Raw genomic sequence first — 17,842 nt, forward strand, 5'->3', positions numbered from 1 at the left:
ATGGATCTCGTGCCCGCACTTCACGAACCGCTGCAACAACCACTGAAGTCGGTGCTCGGCCCCGCCACCGCGAAGGTGATGGCCGAGCACCTCGGCCTGCTCACCGTCGGCGACCTCCTCCACCACTACCCGCGCAGATACGAGGAGCGCGGCCAGCTCACACACCTCGCCGACCTCCCCATGGACGAGCACGTCACGGTGGTCGCCCAGGTCGCCGACGCCCGCCTGCACACCTTCGCCTCCGCCAGGGCCCCGCGCGGCAAGGGCCAGCGCCTGGAGGTCACGATCACGGACGGCAGCGGCCGCCTCCAACTGGTCTTCTTCGGCAAGGGCGTTCACAAGCCCCACAAGGAGCTCCTGCCGGGCACACGCGCGATGTTCGCGGGCAAGGTCTCCGTCTTCAACCGCCGCCTCCAACTCGCCCACCCGGCCTACGAGTTGCTGCGCGGTGACGCCGAAGACCCTGGCGAGTCCGTCGAGACGTGGGCCGGCGCCCTCATCCCGATCTACCCGGCCACCGCCAAGCTGGAGTCCTGGAAGATCGGCAAAGCGATCCAGACGGTCCTGCCCACCGCCCAGGAGGCCGTCGACCCGCTGCCGGACTCCCTGCGCCAGGGCCGCGGCCTGGTCCCCCTCCCCGAGGCACTCCTGAAGATCCACCGCCCGCACACCAAGGCGGACATCGAGGATGCCCGCGCCCGCCTCAAATGGGACGAGGCCTTCGTCCTCCAGGTCGCCCTGGCCCGCCGCCGCCACGCGGACGCCCAGCTCCCGGCGGCCCCCCGCAAACCCAGCCCCGACGGCCTCCTCACGGCCTTCGACGCCCGCCTCCCGTTCACCCTCACCGAGGGCCAGCAGCGGGTCTCCAAGGAGATCTTCGACGACCTGGCGACCGAGCATCCGATGCACCGGCTGTTGCAGGGGGAGGTCGGATCGGGCAAGGCCCAGCCCCTCGACTCGCTGGTGCTCACACCCATGGGCTTCCGCCCCATGGGGGATCTGCGGGTGGGCGACGAGGTGGTGGTGCCGGACGGGGACACCGCGCTGATCGATGGCGTCTTTCCTCAGGGAGAGCGCGATGTGTGGCGCTTGGTCCTGTCCGACGGGAGTTCCGTCGAGTGCGACGACGAGCATCTCTGGATCGTCGGCACGAGCTGTGGTGGGCACCGTGGCCAGGCTCCCAAGGTCATGACGACCCGGGAGATCCGTCTCGACACGTTCAAGGCCGACGGGTCGTCGAAGTGGTACATCCCGCCGGCGAAGCCGGTCGATCTCGGCGGCGACGCCGGGCTGCCCCTGGACCCGTACCTGATCGGACTGCTGCTGGGGGACGGTTCGTTCCGGCACAATCTCCGTCTCTCCACCATCGACGACGAGATCCGTGACGCGGTAACGGCGGCAGTAGCGCCCGAATGCCGGCTGGTACCGGTGAAGGGATCGCACCGTGACTACACGATCCAGCTCAAGCAGCGTGCCGGAGGAGCGCGCAACCCAGTGATCCAGGTCCTGCGCGAGTTGGGCCTCTGGGGAACGACGTCCCACGACAAGTTCGTCCCTGAGGATTTCAAGAACGCTCCGATCAAGGACCGTCTTGCCGTGTTGCAGGGACTGCTGGACACGGACGGCACTGTCCAAGCCGACGGCATGAGTATCTCCCTCTGCGCGGCTTCGCGCCGGCTCGCGGAGGACGTCGCATGGCTCGTACGTTCTCTGGGCGGCCGGGCGCGAGTGCTGCCGAAGAAGGCCGCGTACAACGTGCAGGTGTCCCTGCCGGACGCTTACGCCCCGTTCCGGCTCACCCGCAAAGCAGAACGCGTGCGTCCGGGGCCGAAGTACAGCACGTTCCGACGCGGCATCCGGGCGGTCGAGTACGTGGGGCGGAAGCCCGTCCAGTGCATCAGCGTCGCCCACCCGAGCCATGCATACGTCACCGACAACTTCACCGTCACCCACAACACCATGGTTGCCCTGCGCGCCATGCTCGCCGTGGTCGACGCCGGCGGCCAGGCCGCCATGCTCGCGCCCACCGAAGTGCTCGCGCAGCAGCACCACCGCTCGATCGTCGAGATGATGGGCGAGCTGGCCGAGGGCGGCATGCTGGGCGGGGCCGAGCAGGCCACCAAGGTGGTGCTGCTCACCGGATCCATGGGCGCGGCCGCCCGCCGCCAGGCCCTGCTCGACCTCACCACCGGCGAGGCCGGCATCGTCATCGGCACGCATGCGCTGATCGAGGACAAGGTGCAGTTCCACGACCTGGGCCTGGTCGTGGTCGACGAACAGCACCGCTTCGGCGTCGAGCAGCGCGACGCCCTGCGCGGCAAGGGCAAACAGCCCTCACACCTCCTGGTCATGACGGCCACGCCGATTCCGCGCACGGTCGCCATGACGGTCTTCGGCGACCTGGAGACCTCCGTCCTCGACCAGCTCCCGGCCGGCCGCTCGCCGATCGCCAGCCATGTCGTCCCGGCCGCCGACAAGCCCCACTTCCTGTCCCGCGCCTGGGAACGGGTCCGCGAGGAAGTGGGCAACGGCCATCAGGCGTACGTGGTCTGCCCCCGCATCGGCGATGAGGAGGACGACCCGAAGAAGACCGGCAAGAAGAAGTCCCCGGAGGCCGCGGCGTCCCCCGAGGACGCCGCCGAGAAGCGCCCGCCTCTCGCCGTCCTCGACGTCGCCGAACAGCTCTCCAAGGGCCCCCTGAAGGGCCTCCGCGTCGAGGTGCTGCACGGCCGTATGCACCCCGACGACAAGGACGCGGTCATGCGCCGCTTCGCCGCCGGGGAGACGGACGTGCTGGTCGCCACGACGGTCATCGAGGTCGGCGTCAACGTCCCCAACGCCACGGTGATGGTGATCATGGACGCCGACCGCTTCGGCGTCTCCCAGCTTCACCAGTTGCGCGGCCGCGTCGGCCGTGGCTCGGCCCCCGGCCTGTGCCTCCTGGTCAGCGAGATGCCCGAGGCGAGCCCCGCCCGCCAGCGCCTGAACGCGGTCGCCTCCACCCTCGACGGCTTCGAACTCTCCCGCATCGACCTCGAACAACGCCGGGAGGGCGACGTCCTCGGCCAGGCCCAGTCGGGCGCCCGCACCAGCCTGCGGATGCTCGCGGTCATCGAGGACGAGGAGATCATCGCGGAGGCGAGGGAAGAGGCAGCAGCGGTGGTGGCCAAGGACCCGGAGCTGACCCGCCTCCCGGCGCTGCGGACGGCGCTGGACGCCCTTCTGGACGAGGAGAGGGAGCAGTACCTGGAAAAGGGATGAGTGATGCCGGCCCGAGGGGCGCGGGGCTGTAGTCCATATGCGGCTACCGCCGCGCGGGCGCGACCAGCCACACTGATACCTGAAGCCGCCCACAACCAAGGACCACAGATGACCCGCGTGATCGCCGGCACGGCCGGCGGACGCCGCCTGGCCGTCCCGCCAGGTACAGGAACCCGCCCCACATCGGACCGCGCCCGGGAGGGCCTCTTCTCCACCTGGCAGTCCCTCCTCGGCGGCCCCCTGGAAGGCGAACGCGTACTCGACCTCTACGCGGGATCAGGAGCCGTAGGCCTGGAGGCCCTCTCCCGAGGCGCGGGCCACGCCCTCCTCGTCGAGGCCGACGCGCGAGCGGCCCGCACGGTCCGCGACAACGTGAAGTCCCTCGGACTCCCCGGCGCCGAGGTCAGATCCGGCAAAGCGGAACAGATCATCCGCACGACACCCCCCGGCGACCCGTACGACCTCGTCTTCCTCGACCCGCCCTACGCCGTCACGGACGACGATCTTCGCGAGATCCTGCTCACACTCCTCTCGGAAGGCTGGCTCGCCGAAGAAGCCCTCGTCACCGTGGAGCGCAGCACCAGAGGCGGTGAATTCCGGTGGCCCGAGGGTTTCGAAGCCCTCCGGGCCCGCCGGTACGGCGAGGGAACGTTTTGGTACGGTCGCGCCGCCTCTACGTGCGAAGACGCACGATGACCGGACCGGAGAGCGAGGGATCACAAGTGCGCCGCGCCGTATGTCCCGGGTCGTTCGACCCCATCCACAACGGACACCTGGACATCATTTCCCGCGCCTCCCGCCTGTATGACGAGGTCTACGTCGCGGTGATGATCAACAAATCCAAGAAGAGTCTCTTCGAGATCGACGAGCGGATCGACCTGATCCGCCAGGTCACCGCCGAGTACGGCAATGTCCGGGTCGAGGCCTTCCACGGTCTCCTCGTCGACTTCTGCAAGTTGCGGGACATCCCCGCCATCGTCAAGGGCCTGCGCGCGGTCAGCGACTTCGACTACGAGCTGCAGATGGCTCAGATGAACAACGGCCTCTCGGGCGTGGAGACCCTCTTCGTGCCCACCAACCCCACCTACAGCTTCATGTCGTCCTCCCTGGTCAAGGAGGTTGCGACCTGGGGCGGCGATGTCTCCCACCTGGTCCCGCCGCTGGTCCTGGAGGCCCTCACCCGGCGCCTGACGAAGAACTGAGCTGCTGACGGCCCGTCACCCGGTGTCCGGCCGCTACTTCATGGCCGTACAGTCGTCCCGTCCGTCTCCAACGCATCTGTAGAGAGTGGCGAGCACACGGTGGACGTGCAGAAGAAGCTCGACGAGATCGTGGCAGCGGTCTCCGGCGCCCGGTCCATGCCCATGTCGGCCTCGTGCGTGGTCAACCGCGCCGAACTGCTCTCCATGCTGGAAGAGCTGCGCGCGGCGCTGCCCGGCTCCCTCGCCCAGGCGCAGGAGCTGATCGGCGACCGCGAGCAGATGGTCGAACAGGCCCGCCAGGAGGCCGAGCGGATCATCCAGAGCGCGCACGCCGAGCGCGGCTCACTGATCTCCGACACGGAGGTCGCCCGCCGCTCCCAGGCCGAGGCCGACCGGATCCTCACCGAGGCCCGCCGGGAGGCCGAGGAGATCCGCGCCGAGGCCGACGACTACGTCGACTCCAAGCTCGCCAACTTCGAGGTCGTCCTCACCAAGACCCTGGGCTCGGTCGGCCGCGGCCGCGAGAAGCTCCTCGGCACCGGTCCCGGCACCGACGAGCAGGGTTACGAGGACGAGGACGCCCCCGAGCGCAGCCACGACCCGCAGATCCAGCGCCGTAGCGCCGACGAGTACGTCGACGTCAAGCTCGGCGCCTTCGAGGCGGTCCTCGCCAAGACCCTGGAGGCCGTCGGCCGCGGCCGGCAGAAGCTGCACGGCCGGATCGCCACCGACGACCTCGGCGCCCTCGCCGACGACACCAGCACCATCCAGCACTCCAGCGACGCCGACTACCTCGCCGACCTGGCGGAGCAGAAGCCCCCGGCCGAGCAGCCCGCCCAGCAGCAGGACTACGGCCGGCCGCAGCCTGCCTACTCCCCCACCTCCGGCTACGCTCCGGCGGGAGGTGCCCCCATCCAGCAGCAGCCCGACCCCTACGGCGGCTACCCGCAGCAGGCGTACGCCGCCCAGCAGGACCCGTACGGCTACCAGCAGGCCGATCCCTACGCCTACCAGGGCTACGACCCCCAGCAGGCCGCGTACGACCCGAACCAGGCCCAGCAGCCCCAGCACGGGCACCAGAGCGAACAGATTCATCAGAGCCAGCAGGGATACGCCCTGGACGAGACCAGCCTCTTCGATACCGGCATGATCAGCGCCGAGCAGCTGCGGGCCTACGAGCAGGGCCGGGGCAACGGCTGAGCACCGGATTGGGCCGACAGGCAAAGGTCCAGTATCCTGGCTCTTCGGTCGCGCGTACGTCCGCGATCAACGCTGCCCGGGAACACCGAAGGGTGGCGTCTCCCCCAGCTCAGCAGATCGAAAGCAGGAATGGCCCTGAACGCCCGCCTCGACCACCGCAACCCCCTCGTGTTCGACACACACGAGCTGGGCCGGCGGCCCGGTGCGCTACAGCGCCTGACCCGCACGGTCGACGCTCCCAAGGACTTCGGTATCAAGGAAGTCATCGGAGTGCCGGAAGGCGCCCCGGTGGAGCTCGAACTCCGCCTGGAGTCGGTCATGGAAGGGGTGCTCGTCACAGGCACCGCCCGTGCCGCTGCCGAGGGGGAGTGCGTAAGGTGTCTGGAGCCGCTTCAGCTCGACGTCGAAGCGGATTTCCAGGAGATGTTCTCGTACCCTGACGCCGACGACCGGGGCCGCGTGATCGCGGAGCCGGGCGACGACGCCGAGGACGACGAGGACAGGCTCTTCCTCGAGGACGGCCTGTTCGACCTCGAGCCCGTGCTGCGTGATGCGGTGGTGCTCGCACTGCCGATGCAGCCGGTGTGCCAGGAAGACTGCCCTGGTCTGTGTGCCGAGTGCGGCGCACGGCTGGCGGACGACCCGGACCACCACCACGACGCCGTCGACATCCGTTGGGCGGCATTGCAGGGACTCGCCGGCACCATGAAGGACGGCGAGAAGGACGAGATGAGCGGCGCCGAACCTGGCGTCGACGAGAAGCAGGAGAAGTAGCCGTGGCTGTTCCGAAGCGGAAGATGTCGCGCAGCAACACGCGCCACCGCCGGTCGCAGTGGAAGGCTGCGGTCCCCACCCTGGTTGCGTGCGAGCGCTGCCACGAGCCCAAGCTGCAGCACATCGCGTGCCCCTCGTGCGGCACTTACAACAAGCGCCAGGTCCTCGAGGTCTGAGCGGCTGGTGAGAGGCACTGTGTCCACGCCTAAGAACAAGTCTCCCCGTGTGAGCGGGAGCGCAACGGCGGACAACCAGGCCTCGTCCCACACGCTTCTGGAAGGGCGGCTCGGCTACAAGGTCGAGTCCGCCCTTCTGGTGCGAGCACTGACCCACCGGTCGTACGCATACGAGAACGGCGGTCTGCCGACCAACGAGCGCCTGGAGTTCCTCGGGGACTCCGTGCTCGGCCTGGTCGTCACGGACACGCTGTACCGCACCCACCCCGACCTGCCCGAAGGCCAGCTGGCCAAACTGCGGGCCGCGGTGGTGAACTCGCGTGCGCTCGCGGAAGTGGGGCGCGGGCTCGACCTGGGCTCCTTCATCCGGCTCGGCCGCGGTGAAGAGGGCACGGGCGGCCGGGACAAGGCGTCCATCCTCGCCGACACCCTCGAAGCGGTGATCGGCGCCGTCTATCTCGACCAGGGCCTGGACTCGGCGGCGGAGCTGGTGCACCGCCTGTTCGACCCCCTGATCGAGAAATCCTCGAACCTCGGAGCCGGCCTGGACTGGAAGACCAGCCTCCAGGAGCTCACCGCGACCGAGGGGCTCGGCGTGCCCGAGTACCTGGTCACGGAGACCGGCCCCGACCACGAGAAGACCTTCACTGCTGCCGCCCGCGTCGGAGGCGTCTCGTACGGCACCGGCACCGGCCGCAGCAAGAAGGAAGCGGAGCAGCAGGCCGCCGAGTCCGCGTGGCGGTCCATCCGGGCCGCGGCGGACGAGCGCGCCAAGGCGGCGAAGGCCGCCGAGGCGACGCAGACGGCGGCGGCTCAGGCCGCCCATACGGCCGTCGACGGCAGCAGCGTCGACGGCTGACGAGCCGGCCGCCCTCACCGGCGGCCGGCACAGCACAGCGCACCCGAGCGCCCGCCCCTGCCCGGGGGCGGGCGCTCGGTCATCCACAGGTTTGTGACGGGGGTACCCCATGCCCGAGTTGCCCGAGGTCGAGGTCGTACGGCGCGGACTTCAGCGGTGGGTCGCCCACCGGACCGTCGCCGAGGCCGAGGTGCTGCACCCGCGCGCGGTGCGCCGCCACCTCGCGGGCGCTGACGACTTCGCGCACCGCCTCAAGGGCCACCGCATCGGCACCCCGAGCCGCCGCGGCAAGTACCTGTGGCTGCCCGTGGAGGACACGGACCAGTCGATCCTGGCGCACCTCGGCATGAGCGGCCAGCTGCTGGTCCAGCCGCACACGGCCCCGGACGAGAAACACCTGCGGATCCGCGTCCGCTTCAGCGACGCCCTGGACACCGAACTCCGCTTCGTCGACCAGCGCACCTTCGGCGGGCTGTCGCTGCACGACAACACCCCCGACGGCCTGCCCGACGTCATCGCGCACATCGCCCGCGACCCGCTCGACCCGCTCTTCGACGACGAGGCCTTCCACCGGGCGCTGCGCCGCAAGCGGTCCACGATCAAGCGGGCCCTGCTCGACCAGTCGCTGATCAGCGGCGTCGGCAACATCTACGCGGACGAGGCCCTGTGGCGCGCCCGCATCCACTACGAGCGCCCGACCGCGACCTTCACCCGCCCGCGCACCCTGCTGCTCCTGGGTCATGTGCGGGACGTGATGAACGCGGCCCTCGCGGTGGGCGGCACCAGCTTCGACAGCCTGTACGTCAACGTCAACGGCGAGTCCGGCTATTTCGACCGGTCCCTCGACTCGTACGGCCGCGAGGGCCTGCCCTGCCGGCGCTGCGGCACCCCGATACGCCGACGGCCCTGGATGAACCGGTCGAGCTACTACTGCCCCAAGTGCCAGCGGCCGCCGCGGATCACGCCCTAGCGGAGTCGTACCGCTCGCGCGCGGCCAGCACCTCGTCCATGCTGCCCTCCACGAAGTGGATCAGGGCGAGCAGTCGCTCGGCCACGCCGCGTCCCAGCGGCGTCAGTTCGTAGTCCACGCGGGGCGGGTTGGTCGGCTGGGCCTCGCGGTGCACCAGGCCGTCGCGCTCCAGCGCGTGCAGCGTCTGGGAGAGCATCTTCTCGCTGACGCCGTCGACGCGGCGACGCAGCTCGTTGAAGCGGAGCGAGCCCTCGTACAGGGCGCCCAGCGTCAGTGCGCCCCAGCGGCCCGTGACGTGCTCCAGCGTGCCGCGCGAGGGGCAGGCCTTGGCGAACACGTTGTACGGGAGGTCGTCCAGCCCCGCCGTGAGCTCCTGGGTGGTGGTCATATGCCCAGCCTACGCCAGCGCAGCGCTAACCAACAGGTTGCGCTAACTGATGGTTAGCGCCACGCGGAGCGGCTCAGTAGCCGAAGTTCTGGGTCCACCACGGGCCGCCCGACCCGAACTCGACTCCGACGCCCAGCGTCTTGAAGTCGCAGTTCAGGATGTTGGCGCGGTGGCCGGGGCTGTTCATCCAGGCATCCATCACGGCCGCGGCGTCCGCCTGGCCGCGGGCTATGTTCTCCCCGCCGAGGTTGGATATCCCGGCCTTCTCGGCCCGGTCCCACGGCGTCTGGCCGTCCGGGTTGGTGTGGTCGAAGAAGCCCCGCGCGGCCATGTCCTCGCTGTAGTCCTGCGCCAGCCCGGTCAGCGCGCTGTTCGCGGCGACCGCGCTGCATCCCACCTTCGCCCGCTCCTCGTTCACCAGCTTGAGCACCTGGGCCGCGGCGGCGGACTCCTCGGAGAGGGCGGCGGGCGCGCTGGGCTTCTGCGGCGCCTTCGTGGCCGTGCGGGAGGGGGTGCTGTCCGGCTTCTCGCTGGGGATGGTGACCGTCGGCTTCTTCTTCTCCGGGGTCTTCTCCTGCGTCTTCTCCGGCTTCTCGGGCGTCTTGGTCGGCGCGGCCGACGACTTCGAGGCGGACGGCGAGGGTGAGAGGGAGCGCTCGGCGCCCCGGCTCGTGGGTGCCCCCTCCCGGCCGTCGGCGCTGCCGGTGGTGCCGCCCTGCTCGGTCGGGCTGTTCGTCGGCGTGTCCCCGGCCTGCACCTTGTCGGTGCCGCCGTTGCCGCCACCGAGCTTGTAGTTCTCGAGGCCGGGCACCGCGCCCGTGGCGACCGCGACCGTGCCGAGGGCGACCGCCGCGGACACGCCGAGCAGCCCGGTGCGCATCGGCCGCGCGGCCTTCTTCCGGCGGCGGTGCGAGCCCGCACGCCGGGCGCCGCCGTCGGGCGTGAAGCCGTCGCTCGCGAAGACGGCCGTGTCCTCGAAGCGGTCACCCGCCGCGGACGCCTCCGTATCGAACAGGTAGGCCTCGCTCTTGGCGTAGGTGTCGGCGTACGCCTCGGGGTTCAGGTAGGGCGCGGTGCCCATCGTCGGGCCGTCCCCCGCGGGGGAGTGCAGCGGGTCGTGGTCTGTCACGGAGCCGTCGGCCTGCGTGATCCCCGTGGCGGCGCGGCCGGCGGCGGAGCGTCGGTGGCGTCCCATGTCCTGGCCTTCCTCGTCCTGGCGGTCGACTCGTCCTCGAGATCAACACCAAACTCACTCGATCGTGTGAGTTTCATATGAGATTCGTTGGGTGGGGACGGTACCGCATGGCGCAAGTGGAGGAAGTGCCCGGAGAGAGATCAGGCGGTTAGGTTGCAGTCATGAGTGAGGATGTGCGACTGGTCGCCTGGGTGCGTGGACGCGTCCAAGGTGTGGGTTTCCGCTGGTTCACGCGGGCCAAGGCCCTGGAGATCGGCGGCCTGAGTGGTTTTGCTCTCAATTTGGGCGACGGGCGCGTCCAAGTGGTCGCGGAGGGCGCGCGAGACGGCTGTGAAGGTCTGCTGGAGTGGCTCCGCAGTGACGACACGCCCGGGCGCGTGGACGGCGTCACCGAGATCTGGGACACACCACGCGGCGGCTACGAGGGCTTCGCCATCCGCTGATCACATCCCGCCGGGCGGCCCCCGGGGCCGCCCGCGGACCGGTCTCCGACGGCCGTCTCGGACGGAAACTTGCTGGTGATTGCCAAGAATCACTTGCCTTGGCGGGCCGCACACGCAAGGATGATCGTCACGCCCCGAGGGCCCCGCAGAAGCCGCAGCACCGCCGTTCCAGGCCGTGTGCGCCCGGGTCGCCCGCCAATACGGGGCGTGATCGTGTTGACCGTCAAACTTTTTGGTGAGACGCTGAAAGCACCCCGCGCACCTTAGCTGTTTGGCATGGCTGAACGGCAGCACAACTCCAGGCCCTGCCAAGACTGCGGGTGCGGAAATCCCTCACGACCCACACCGCATCGGTCGGTCACTCATTGTGGAGGACCATCCATCATGGCAAAGGCGCTTCTCGGTTACGTCGGCGGCTCCGACCCTCGACTCCTCGCCGAGATGCGACGGCTCCAGCAGCGCGTCCAGGACCTGGAATCCGAGCTCGTACGGATCCAGGCGGAGAACGAAGCGCTGACGGCTGCCGCTTCTCACGACAGGATCATGGAGAGCGTTGACGCACACCAGGCGGAGCCTGCGCTCACCTGATCACTGCACCGCTCCACAACAGCACCGCAGTGGTTGGGCCGCCCGTCACAACCGCTGAGTTGTCAGAAGTGCAAGGGACGCCGCTGGCGTCCCTTCTTTCTTGCCCCGCGCATCCTTTCACCGTCTTTAACGTCTGGTGTGCCCTGCGCGTTCAGCGGCGAAACCGTGGGTTCATGGAGTGAGACGAACCCGAGCGGTAGAGTCCAGCGGCGTGCACCTCAAGGCCCTGACCCTCCGCGGGTTCAAGTCGTTCGCCTCGGCGACCACACTCCGGTTCGAGCCGGGGATCACGTGCGTCGTCGGACCGAACGGCTCGGGCAAGTCCAACGTCGTCGACGCGCTCAGCTGGGTCATGGGCGAGCAGGGCGCCAAGTCGCTGCGCGGCGGCAAGATGGAGGACGTCATCTTCGCCGGCACCACCGGCCGTCCGCCGCTGGGCCGGGCCGAGGTGTCCCTGACCATCGACAACTCCGACGGGGCCCTGCCCATCGAGTACGCCGAGGTCACCATCACGCGGATCATGTTCCGCAACGGCGGCAGCGAGTACCAGATCAACGGCGACGCCTGCCGCCTCCTCGACATCCAGGAACTGCTCTCCGACTCCGGCATCGGCCGCGAGATGCACGTCATCGTCGGACAGGGCCAGCTCGACTCCGTCCTGCACGCCGACCCCATGGGCCGCCGCGCCTTCATCGAGGAGGCCGCCGGCGTCCTCAAGCACCGCAAGCGCAAGGAGAAGGCGCTGCGCAAGCTGGACGCGATGCAGGCCAACCTCGCGCGCGTGCAGGACCTCACCGACGAACTCAGACGGCAGCTCAAGCCCCTCGGCCGCCAGGCCGCCGTCGCGCGCCGGGCCGCCGTCATCCAGGCCGACCTGCGCGACGCCCGGCTGCGGCTGCTGGCCGACGACCTCGTACGGCTCCGGGAAGCCCTCAAGGCCGAGGTCGCCGACGAGGCCGCGCTGAAGCAGCGCAAGGAGGCCGCCGAGCAGGAACTGCGCAAGGCGCTTCAGCGCGAGGCGCTTCTGGAGGACGAGGTACGGCAGCTCACACCGCGCCTCCAGCGCGCCCAGCAGACCTGGTACGAGCTCTCCCAGCTCGCCGAGCGGGTGCGCGGCACGATCTCGCTGGCCGACGCCCGAGTGAAGAGCACCACCTCCGCGCCCCCCGAGGAACGGCGCGGCCGTGACCCGGAGGACATGGAGCGCGAGGCCGCCCGCATCCGCGAGCAGGAGGCCGAGCTGGAAGCGGCCCTTGAGGCGGCCGAACGCGCCCTGGAGGACACGGTCGCCCACCGCGCCGAGCTGGAGCGCGCCCTGACCCAGGAGGAACGGCGCCTGAAGGACGCCGCCCGCGCCATCGCCGACCGGCGCGAGGGTCTGGCCCGGCTCAGCGGCCAGGTGAACGCGGCCCGCTCCCGCGCCGCCTCCGCCCAGGCCGAGATCGAACGCCTGGCCGCCGCCCGCGACGAGGCGCAGGAACGTGCCGTCGCCGCCCAGGAGGAGTACGAGGCCCTCAAGGCGGAGGTCGACGGCCTCGACGCCGGCGACGCCGAACTCGCCGAGCAGCACGAGGCGGCGAAGCAGCAGCTCGCCGAGGCCGAGGCCGCCCTCACGGCAGCCCGCGAGGCGGTCACGGCGGCGGAACGCAAGCGCGCCGCGACCCAGGCCCGTCACGAGGCCCTGGCGCTCGGCCTCCGCCGCAAGGACGGCACCGGGATACTGCTCGCGGCGAAGGACCGTCTCTCCGGCCTCCTCGGCCCGGCGGCGGAACTCCTGACGGTGACTCCGGGCTACGAAGTCGCCCTGGCAGCGGCGTTCGGCGTCGCTGCTGACGCGCTGGCCGTCACCAGCCCTTCGGCAGCCGCCGACGCCATCCGCCTGCTGCGCAAGCAGGATGGAGGCCGGGCAACTCTGCTCCTGGCGGGAGATCCTCGCCCCAGGGGCGCGGGGAACTGCGCGACCGGCCACAACGACCCCGCAGACGCACGACACACCTTTGCCGCAGACCTGATCCGCGGCCCTTCCGACCTCATGCCGGCCGTCCGCCGCCTCCTTCACGGCATCGTCGTCGTCAGCACGCTCGAAGAGGCCGAAGACCTCGTCTACAGCCACCCCGACCTCACCGCCGTCACCGCCGAAGGCGACCTCCTCGGCGCCCACTTCGCCCACGGCGGCTCCGCGGGCGCGCCCAGCCTCCTCGAGGTACAGGCCTCCGTCGACGAGGCCGCCGCCGAGCTGGAAGAGCTGGCCGTCCGCTGCGAGGGACTCACCGAGGCCCAGGCCTCGGCCGTGGCGCGGCGCAAGGAGTGTGCCGCGCTGGTCGAGGAGCTGGGGGAGCGGCGCCGGGCCGCCGACCGGGAGAAGTCGGCCGTCGCCCAGCAGCTCGGCCGGCTCGCCGGGCAGGCACGGGGAGCCGCGGGGGAGGCCGAGCGGTCCACCGCCGCCGCGGCCCGGGCACAGGAGGCCCTCGACAAGGCACTCGCGGAGGTCGAGGAACTCGCCGAGCGGCTCGCCGTCGCCGAGGAGATGCCGATCGAGGAGGAGCCCGACACCTCCGTACGGGACCGGCTCGCCGCCGACGGCGCCAATGCGCGCCAGACCGAGATGGAGGCCCGCCTGCAGGTCCGTACGCACGAGGAACGGGTCAAGGGCCTGGCCGGACGGGCCGACTCCCTGGACCGGGCCGCCCGCGCGGAACGCGAGGCACGCGCGCGTGCCGAGCAGCGGCGGGCCCGGCTGCGGCACGAGGCGGCCGTCGCCGAGGCCGTCGGCTCGGGCGCCCGGCAGCTGCTCGCGCACGTCGAGGTCTCCCTCGCCCGCGCCGACGAGGAGCGCACCGCCGCCGAGGCGGCCAAGGCCCGTCGCGAACAGGAACTCGCCCGCGCCCGCACCGAGGGACGCGATCTCAAGGCCGAACTCGACAAGTTGACGGATTCGGTCCACCGCGGCGAGGTACTCGGCGCCGAGAAGCGGCTGCGGATCGAGCAGCTGGAGACCAAGGCGCTGGAGGAGCTGGGTGTCGAACCGGCGGGGCTGGTGGCGGAGTACGGACCGCATCAGCTCGTGCCGCCCTCGCCCCCCGCCGAGGGCGAGGAGCTCCCGGAGGATCCGGAGCATCCGCGCAACCGGCCCAGGCCGTTCGTCCGGGCCGAGCAGGAGAAGCGCCTGAAGGCCGCCGAGCGCGCCTACCAGCAGCTCGGCAAGGTGAACCCGCTCGCCCTGGAGGAGTTCGCGGCGCTGGAGGAGCGCCACCAGTTCCTCAGCGAGCAGCTCGAGGACCTGAAGAAGACGCGGGCCGATCTCCTGCAGGTGGTGAAGGAGGTCGACGAGCGCGTCGAGCAGGTCTTCACCGAGGCCTACCGGGACACGGCCCGGGAGTTCGAGGGCGTCTTCAGCCGGCTGTTCCCGGGTGGTGAGGGGCGGCTGATCCTGACCGACCCCGACAACATGCTCACCACCGGCGTGGACGTCGAGGCCCGGCCGCCGGGCAAGAAGGTCAAGCGGCTGTCGCTGCTCTCCGGCGGGGAGAGGTCGCTGACCGCCGTGGCGCTGCTCGTGTCGATCTTCAAGGCGCGGCCCAGCCCGTTCTACGTCATGGACGAGGTCGAGGCCGCCCTCGACGACACCAACCTCCAGCGGCTCATCCGGATCATGCAGGAGCTCCAGGAAGCCTCCCAGCTGATCGTGATCACCCACCAGAAGCGCACCATGGAGGTCGCCGACGCGCTCTACGGCGTCTCCATGCAGGGCGACGGTGTGTCGAAGGTCATCAGCCAGCGCCTCCGCTAGATGGGTGCGGTCTACACCGGTCTCACCTGCGACTCTCGGTGCCTTCAATACTTGAACACATTACGGGCACACTCCTGCCTCAGATTCACAGCTACTGATCTATTGACTTCGAAACTTGAAGGCATAGTCTCGGCAACGTTCCTTTTACCTTCAGGTACCTTCAGGTGGCACCTCGAAGGCTGATTCGCTCCGGCAGCGTTGCCGGTGGCCCGAGGAGTACACGTGACCAGCACAGCGCAGGCACCCAAGTCAGGAGCCAGGGCGGCTCATCCCGAGCATCTCGGGCATGTCATCTTCATCGCGGCGGCGGCCGCGATGGGTGGTTTCCTCTTCGGCTACGACAGTTCCGTGATCAACGGCGCCGTCGAGGCCATCCGGGACCGCTACGACATCGGCTCCGCAGCCCTCGCCCAGGTCATCGCCATCGCCCTCATCGGCTGCGCCATCGGTGCCGCGACCGCCGGCCGCATAGCCGACCGCATCGGCCGCATCCGGTGCATGCAGATCGCCGCGATCCTCTTCACGATCAGCGCCGTCGGCTCGGCACTTCCCTTCGCGCTGTACGACCTCGCCTTCTGGCGCGTCGTCGGCGGCTTCGCCATCGGTATGGCCTCGGTGATCGGCCCGGCCTACATCGCCGAGGTCGCCCCGCCCGCCTACCGCGGCCGGCTCGGCTCCTTCCAGCAGGCCGCGATCGTCATCGGCATCGCCGTGTCGCAGCTGGTCAACTGGGGTGTGCTGAACGCCGCCGACGGCGACCAGCGCGGCAAGCTGATGGGCCTGGAGGCCTGGCAGGTCATGCTCGGCGTCATGGTCATCCCGGCCGTCCTCTACGGGCTGCTCTCCTTCGTCATCCCCGAGTCCCCGCGCTTCCTCATCTCCGTCGGCAAGCACGAGCGCGCCCGGGAGATCCTCACCGAGGTCGAGGGCAAGGACGTCGACCTGGACGCCCGTGTCGCCGAGATCGAGGGCGCCATGAAGAGCGAGCACAAGTCCAGCTTCAAGGACCTGCTCGGCGGCAGCTTCTTCTTCAAGCCGATCGTCTGGATCGGCATCGGCCTGTCGGTCTTCCAGCAGTTCGTCGGCATCAACGTCGCGTTCTACTACTCCTCGACGCTGTGGCAGTCGGTCGGCGTCGACCCGACGGACTCGTTCTTCTACTCCTTCACCACGTCGATCATCAACATCGTCGGTACCGTCATCGCGATGATCTTCGTCGACCGCATCGGCCGCCGGCCCCTCGCGATCATCGGCTCGGTCGGCATGGTCGTCGGCCTGGCGCTGGAGGCCTGGGCGTTCTCGCACCATCTGGTCGACGGCAAGCTGCCCGCCACGCAGGGCTGGATCGCCCTGGTCGCCGCGCACGTCTTCGTCCTCTTCTTCGCCCTGTCCTGGGGCGTGGTGGTCTGGGTCATGCTCGGCGAGATGTTCCCCAACCGGATCCGCGCCGCCGCCCTGGGTGTGGCCGCCGCCGCGCAGTGGATCGCCAACTGGGCCATCACCGCGAGCTTCCCGTCGCTGGCCGACTGGAACCTCTCCGTGACCTACGTGATCTACACGGCGTTCGCCGCGCTCTCCATCCCGTTCGTCCTGAAGTTCGTGAAGGAGACGAAGGGCAAGGCCCTGGAGGAGATGGGCTGAGCCCGTCCCGCACACTCGGGGAGGAGGGCCAAAGTCCCCGCTGCCCCTCTCCCCGTAACCCGCCGTCGCCCCGGTTCGGCCACTGCCCGAGCCGGGGCGGCGGTCTCTTGTGTCGCCAGACGCCGCCGCACCGGATCACCCGGGTGTGCAGGGCGGCCACCTCCAGGTTCCGCAGCCGCCTCGATCTCGAGGCAGTGGATCACCGAGCGGCGGCGACGGCGGGCCACCGCAGATCCGTGAGCGTCAGCTCCCCAGGCCCGGCAGCACCTGCTCGCAGAACAGCTGCAGACTCCGCCACCCCTCCTCCACCGGCATCCCGCCCGCCAGCGGATGCAGGACGTAGGAGCCCAGCCCCAGCCCCACACACTGCTCCGGCGTGAGGATCCGGTACACGCCCTCCGCGCGCAGGTCCTCGACCGTCGTCGCCGCCGACTTCACCGCCGAGCGCACGCCGCCCGACTGCCAGGAGGCGTACGTCCGCGCCTCGTGCAGGAAGTGCTCCCCGTACTCCGCCCAGGCCCGGTCCGGATCGTCGGCCACATGCAGCAGCGGAGTCTCGGCGGCGGGCATCATCACCCAGCCCTCGGTGCCGTACTCGACGAGCCGCTCCTTGTAGTACGCCTCCAGCTCCGGAAGATGCGCGCTGGGGAAGAAGGGCAGGCCGAGCCGGGCGGCCCGGCGGGCGGCGGCCTTGGAGGAGCCGCCGACCAGGAGCAGCGGGTGCGGGTCGGTGTACGGGCGCGGGGTGATGCGTACCGTGCGGCCGCGGAAGGAGAAGGGCTCACCCGTCCAGGCCGCGAGCAGCGTCTCCAGCAGCTCGTCCTGGAGCCGCCCGCGCCGGGCGAAGTCCACGCCGAACAGGTCGTACTCCTCGGGCCGGTACCCGATCCCGGCGACCGTCACCAGCCGGCCGCCGCTCAGCAGGTCCAGCACGGCGATCTCCTCGGCGAGCCGCAGCGGGTCGTGCAACGGGCCGATGACCGCCGAGACGGTGACCGCGACACGCCGGGTCGCGCCGAAGACGGCCCCCGCGAAGGCGAACGGCGACGGCAGCCAGTTGTTGTCGGCCCCGTGGTGCTCCTCCGTCTGCACGGTGGTCACGCCCCGGTCGTCGGCGTACGAAGCCATCTCCAGGGTCGCCCGGTAACGGGCGCCGAGCTCGGCGGGGTCGGCCCCGGGAGCGACGAGGTTGAAGCGTACGACCGAGACGGGCATGGGGCGTCTCCCTTCACCGGGCGGGTGTCCGGAGGACGTTAGCTGACGGGGCGTCAGACATCCAGGGGTGTGGAGATCCGGCGGCCCTTGTCCCGGGAGGGCGGCACAAGCAGGGTGACCCGGGGCCCCATGGCTGATAC

The 17,842-nt window shown here is 70.2% G+C and carries 15 protein-coding genes; 12 read left to right on the plus strand and 3 right to left on the minus strand.

Going from position 1 to position 17,842, the window contains the following annotated elements:
* The 8 genes from PV963_RS32875 to mutM all read left to right on the plus strand — a co-directional run bounded on the left by PV963_RS32875 (nt 1) and on the right by mutM (nt 8,442).
* Nucleotides 1–3,261, plus strand: coding sequence for a helicase-related protein (locus tag PV963_RS32875; protein WP_274819989.1), 3,261 nt, complete (start codon nt 1–3; stop codon nt 3,259–3,261).
* 108 nt (nt 3,262–3,369) lie between these two features.
* Nucleotides 3,370–3,957 (plus strand): 16S rRNA (guanine(966)-N(2))-methyltransferase RsmD, encoded by a 588-nt coding sequence (gene rsmD, locus PV963_RS32880; RefSeq protein ID WP_274819991.1) that lies wholly within the window; start codon nt 3,370–3,372, stop codon nt 3,955–3,957.
* Nucleotides 3,958–3,983: 26 nt separating this feature from the next.
* Entirely contained in the window at nt 3,984–4,463 is a 480-nt protein-coding gene (gene coaD / locus PV963_RS32885) for a pantetheine-phosphate adenylyltransferase (protein WP_274822186.1), read from the plus strand.
* Between the two features lie 99 nt (nt 4,464–4,562).
* Complete coding sequence (locus PV963_RS32890; protein ID WP_274819993.1) at nt 4,563–5,663, plus strand: ATP synthase F0 subunit B; 1,101 nt, start codon at nt 4,563–4,565, stop codon at nt 5,661–5,663.
* 129 nt (nt 5,664–5,792) lie between these two features.
* Nucleotides 5,793–6,437 carry a YceD family protein gene (locus PV963_RS32895; RefSeq protein WP_274819995.1) on the plus strand — a complete coding sequence of 215 codons (645 nt, stop codon included), beginning with the start codon at nt 5,793–5,795 and terminating at the stop codon, nt 6,435–6,437.
* A gap of 2 nt (nt 6,438–6,439) precedes the next feature.
* Nucleotides 6,440–6,613, plus strand: coding sequence for a 50S ribosomal protein L32 (rpmF, locus tag PV963_RS32900; protein ID WP_007493396.1), 174 nt, complete (start codon nt 6,440–6,442; stop codon nt 6,611–6,613).
* A gap of 19 nt (nt 6,614–6,632) precedes the next feature.
* The gene (rnc, locus tag PV963_RS32905; protein ID WP_425540966.1) at nt 6,633–7,472 is read left to right on the plus strand and encodes a ribonuclease III; all 840 of its coding nucleotides are present in this window, start codon (nt 6,633–6,635) and stop codon (nt 7,470–7,472) included.
* Nucleotides 7,473–7,581: 109 nt separating this feature from the next.
* Nucleotides 7,582–8,442 carry a bifunctional DNA-formamidopyrimidine glycosylase/DNA-(apurinic or apyrimidinic site) lyase gene (gene mutM / locus PV963_RS32910; RefSeq protein WP_274820005.1) on the plus strand — a complete coding sequence of 287 codons (861 nt, stop codon included), beginning with the start codon at nt 7,582–7,584 and terminating at the stop codon, nt 8,440–8,442.
* Here the strand turns inward: mutM and PV963_RS32915 are convergent.
* Both PV963_RS32915 and PV963_RS32920 read right to left on the minus strand, forming a co-directional pair.
* Entirely contained in the window at nt 8,432–8,830 is a 399-nt protein-coding gene (locus PV963_RS32915; RefSeq protein WP_274820007.1) for a winged helix-turn-helix transcriptional regulator, read from the minus strand. The genes mutM and PV963_RS32915 overlap by 11 nt on opposite strands.
* Nucleotides 8,831–8,903: 73 nt before the next feature.
* Nucleotides 8,904–10,025, minus strand: a complete 1,122-nt coding sequence (locus PV963_RS32920) for a CAP domain-containing protein (protein WP_274820009.1) — start codon at nt 10,023–10,025, stop codon at nt 8,904–8,906.
* A gap of 161 nt (nt 10,026–10,186) precedes the next feature.
* On the opposite strand from PV963_RS32920, the gene PV963_RS32925 reads away from it, so the two are divergent.
* From PV963_RS32925 to PV963_RS32940, 4 genes are all read left to right on the plus strand, one after another.
* A complete protein-coding gene (locus tag PV963_RS32925; RefSeq protein WP_274820010.1) occupies nt 10,187–10,468 on the plus strand; it encodes an acylphosphatase in 282 nt (93 codons plus the stop codon).
* Between the two features lie 384 nt (nt 10,469–10,852).
* Complete coding sequence (locus tag PV963_RS32930; protein WP_003993245.1) at nt 10,853–11,056, plus strand: hypothetical protein; 204 nt, start codon at nt 10,853–10,855, stop codon at nt 11,054–11,056.
* Nucleotides 11,057–11,267: 211 nt separating this feature from the next.
* Nucleotides 11,268–14,846, plus strand: coding sequence for a chromosome segregation protein SMC (gene smc, locus PV963_RS32935; protein ID WP_274820011.1), 3,579 nt, complete (start codon nt 11,268–11,270; stop codon nt 14,844–14,846).
* A 222-nt stretch (nt 14,847–15,068) separates the two neighbouring features.
* A complete protein-coding gene (locus PV963_RS32940; RefSeq protein ID WP_274820013.1) occupies nt 15,069–16,487 on the plus strand; it encodes a sugar porter family MFS transporter in 1,419 nt (472 codons plus the stop codon).
* A gap of 243 nt (nt 16,488–16,730) precedes the next feature.
* Here the strand turns inward: PV963_RS32940 and PV963_RS32945 are convergent, their stop codons facing one another.
* Complete coding sequence (locus PV963_RS32945) at nt 16,731–17,702, minus strand: LLM class flavin-dependent oxidoreductase (RefSeq protein WP_274820014.1); 972 nt, start codon at nt 17,700–17,702, stop codon at nt 16,731–16,733.
* Nucleotides 17,703–17,842 lie beyond the last annotated feature (140 nt).

Origin of the sequence: Streptomyces coeruleorubidus (genome assembly GCF_028885415.1) — a bacterium.
Lineage (GTDB): Bacteria > Actinomycetota > Actinomycetes > Streptomycetales > Streptomycetaceae > Streptomyces > Streptomyces coeruleorubidus_A.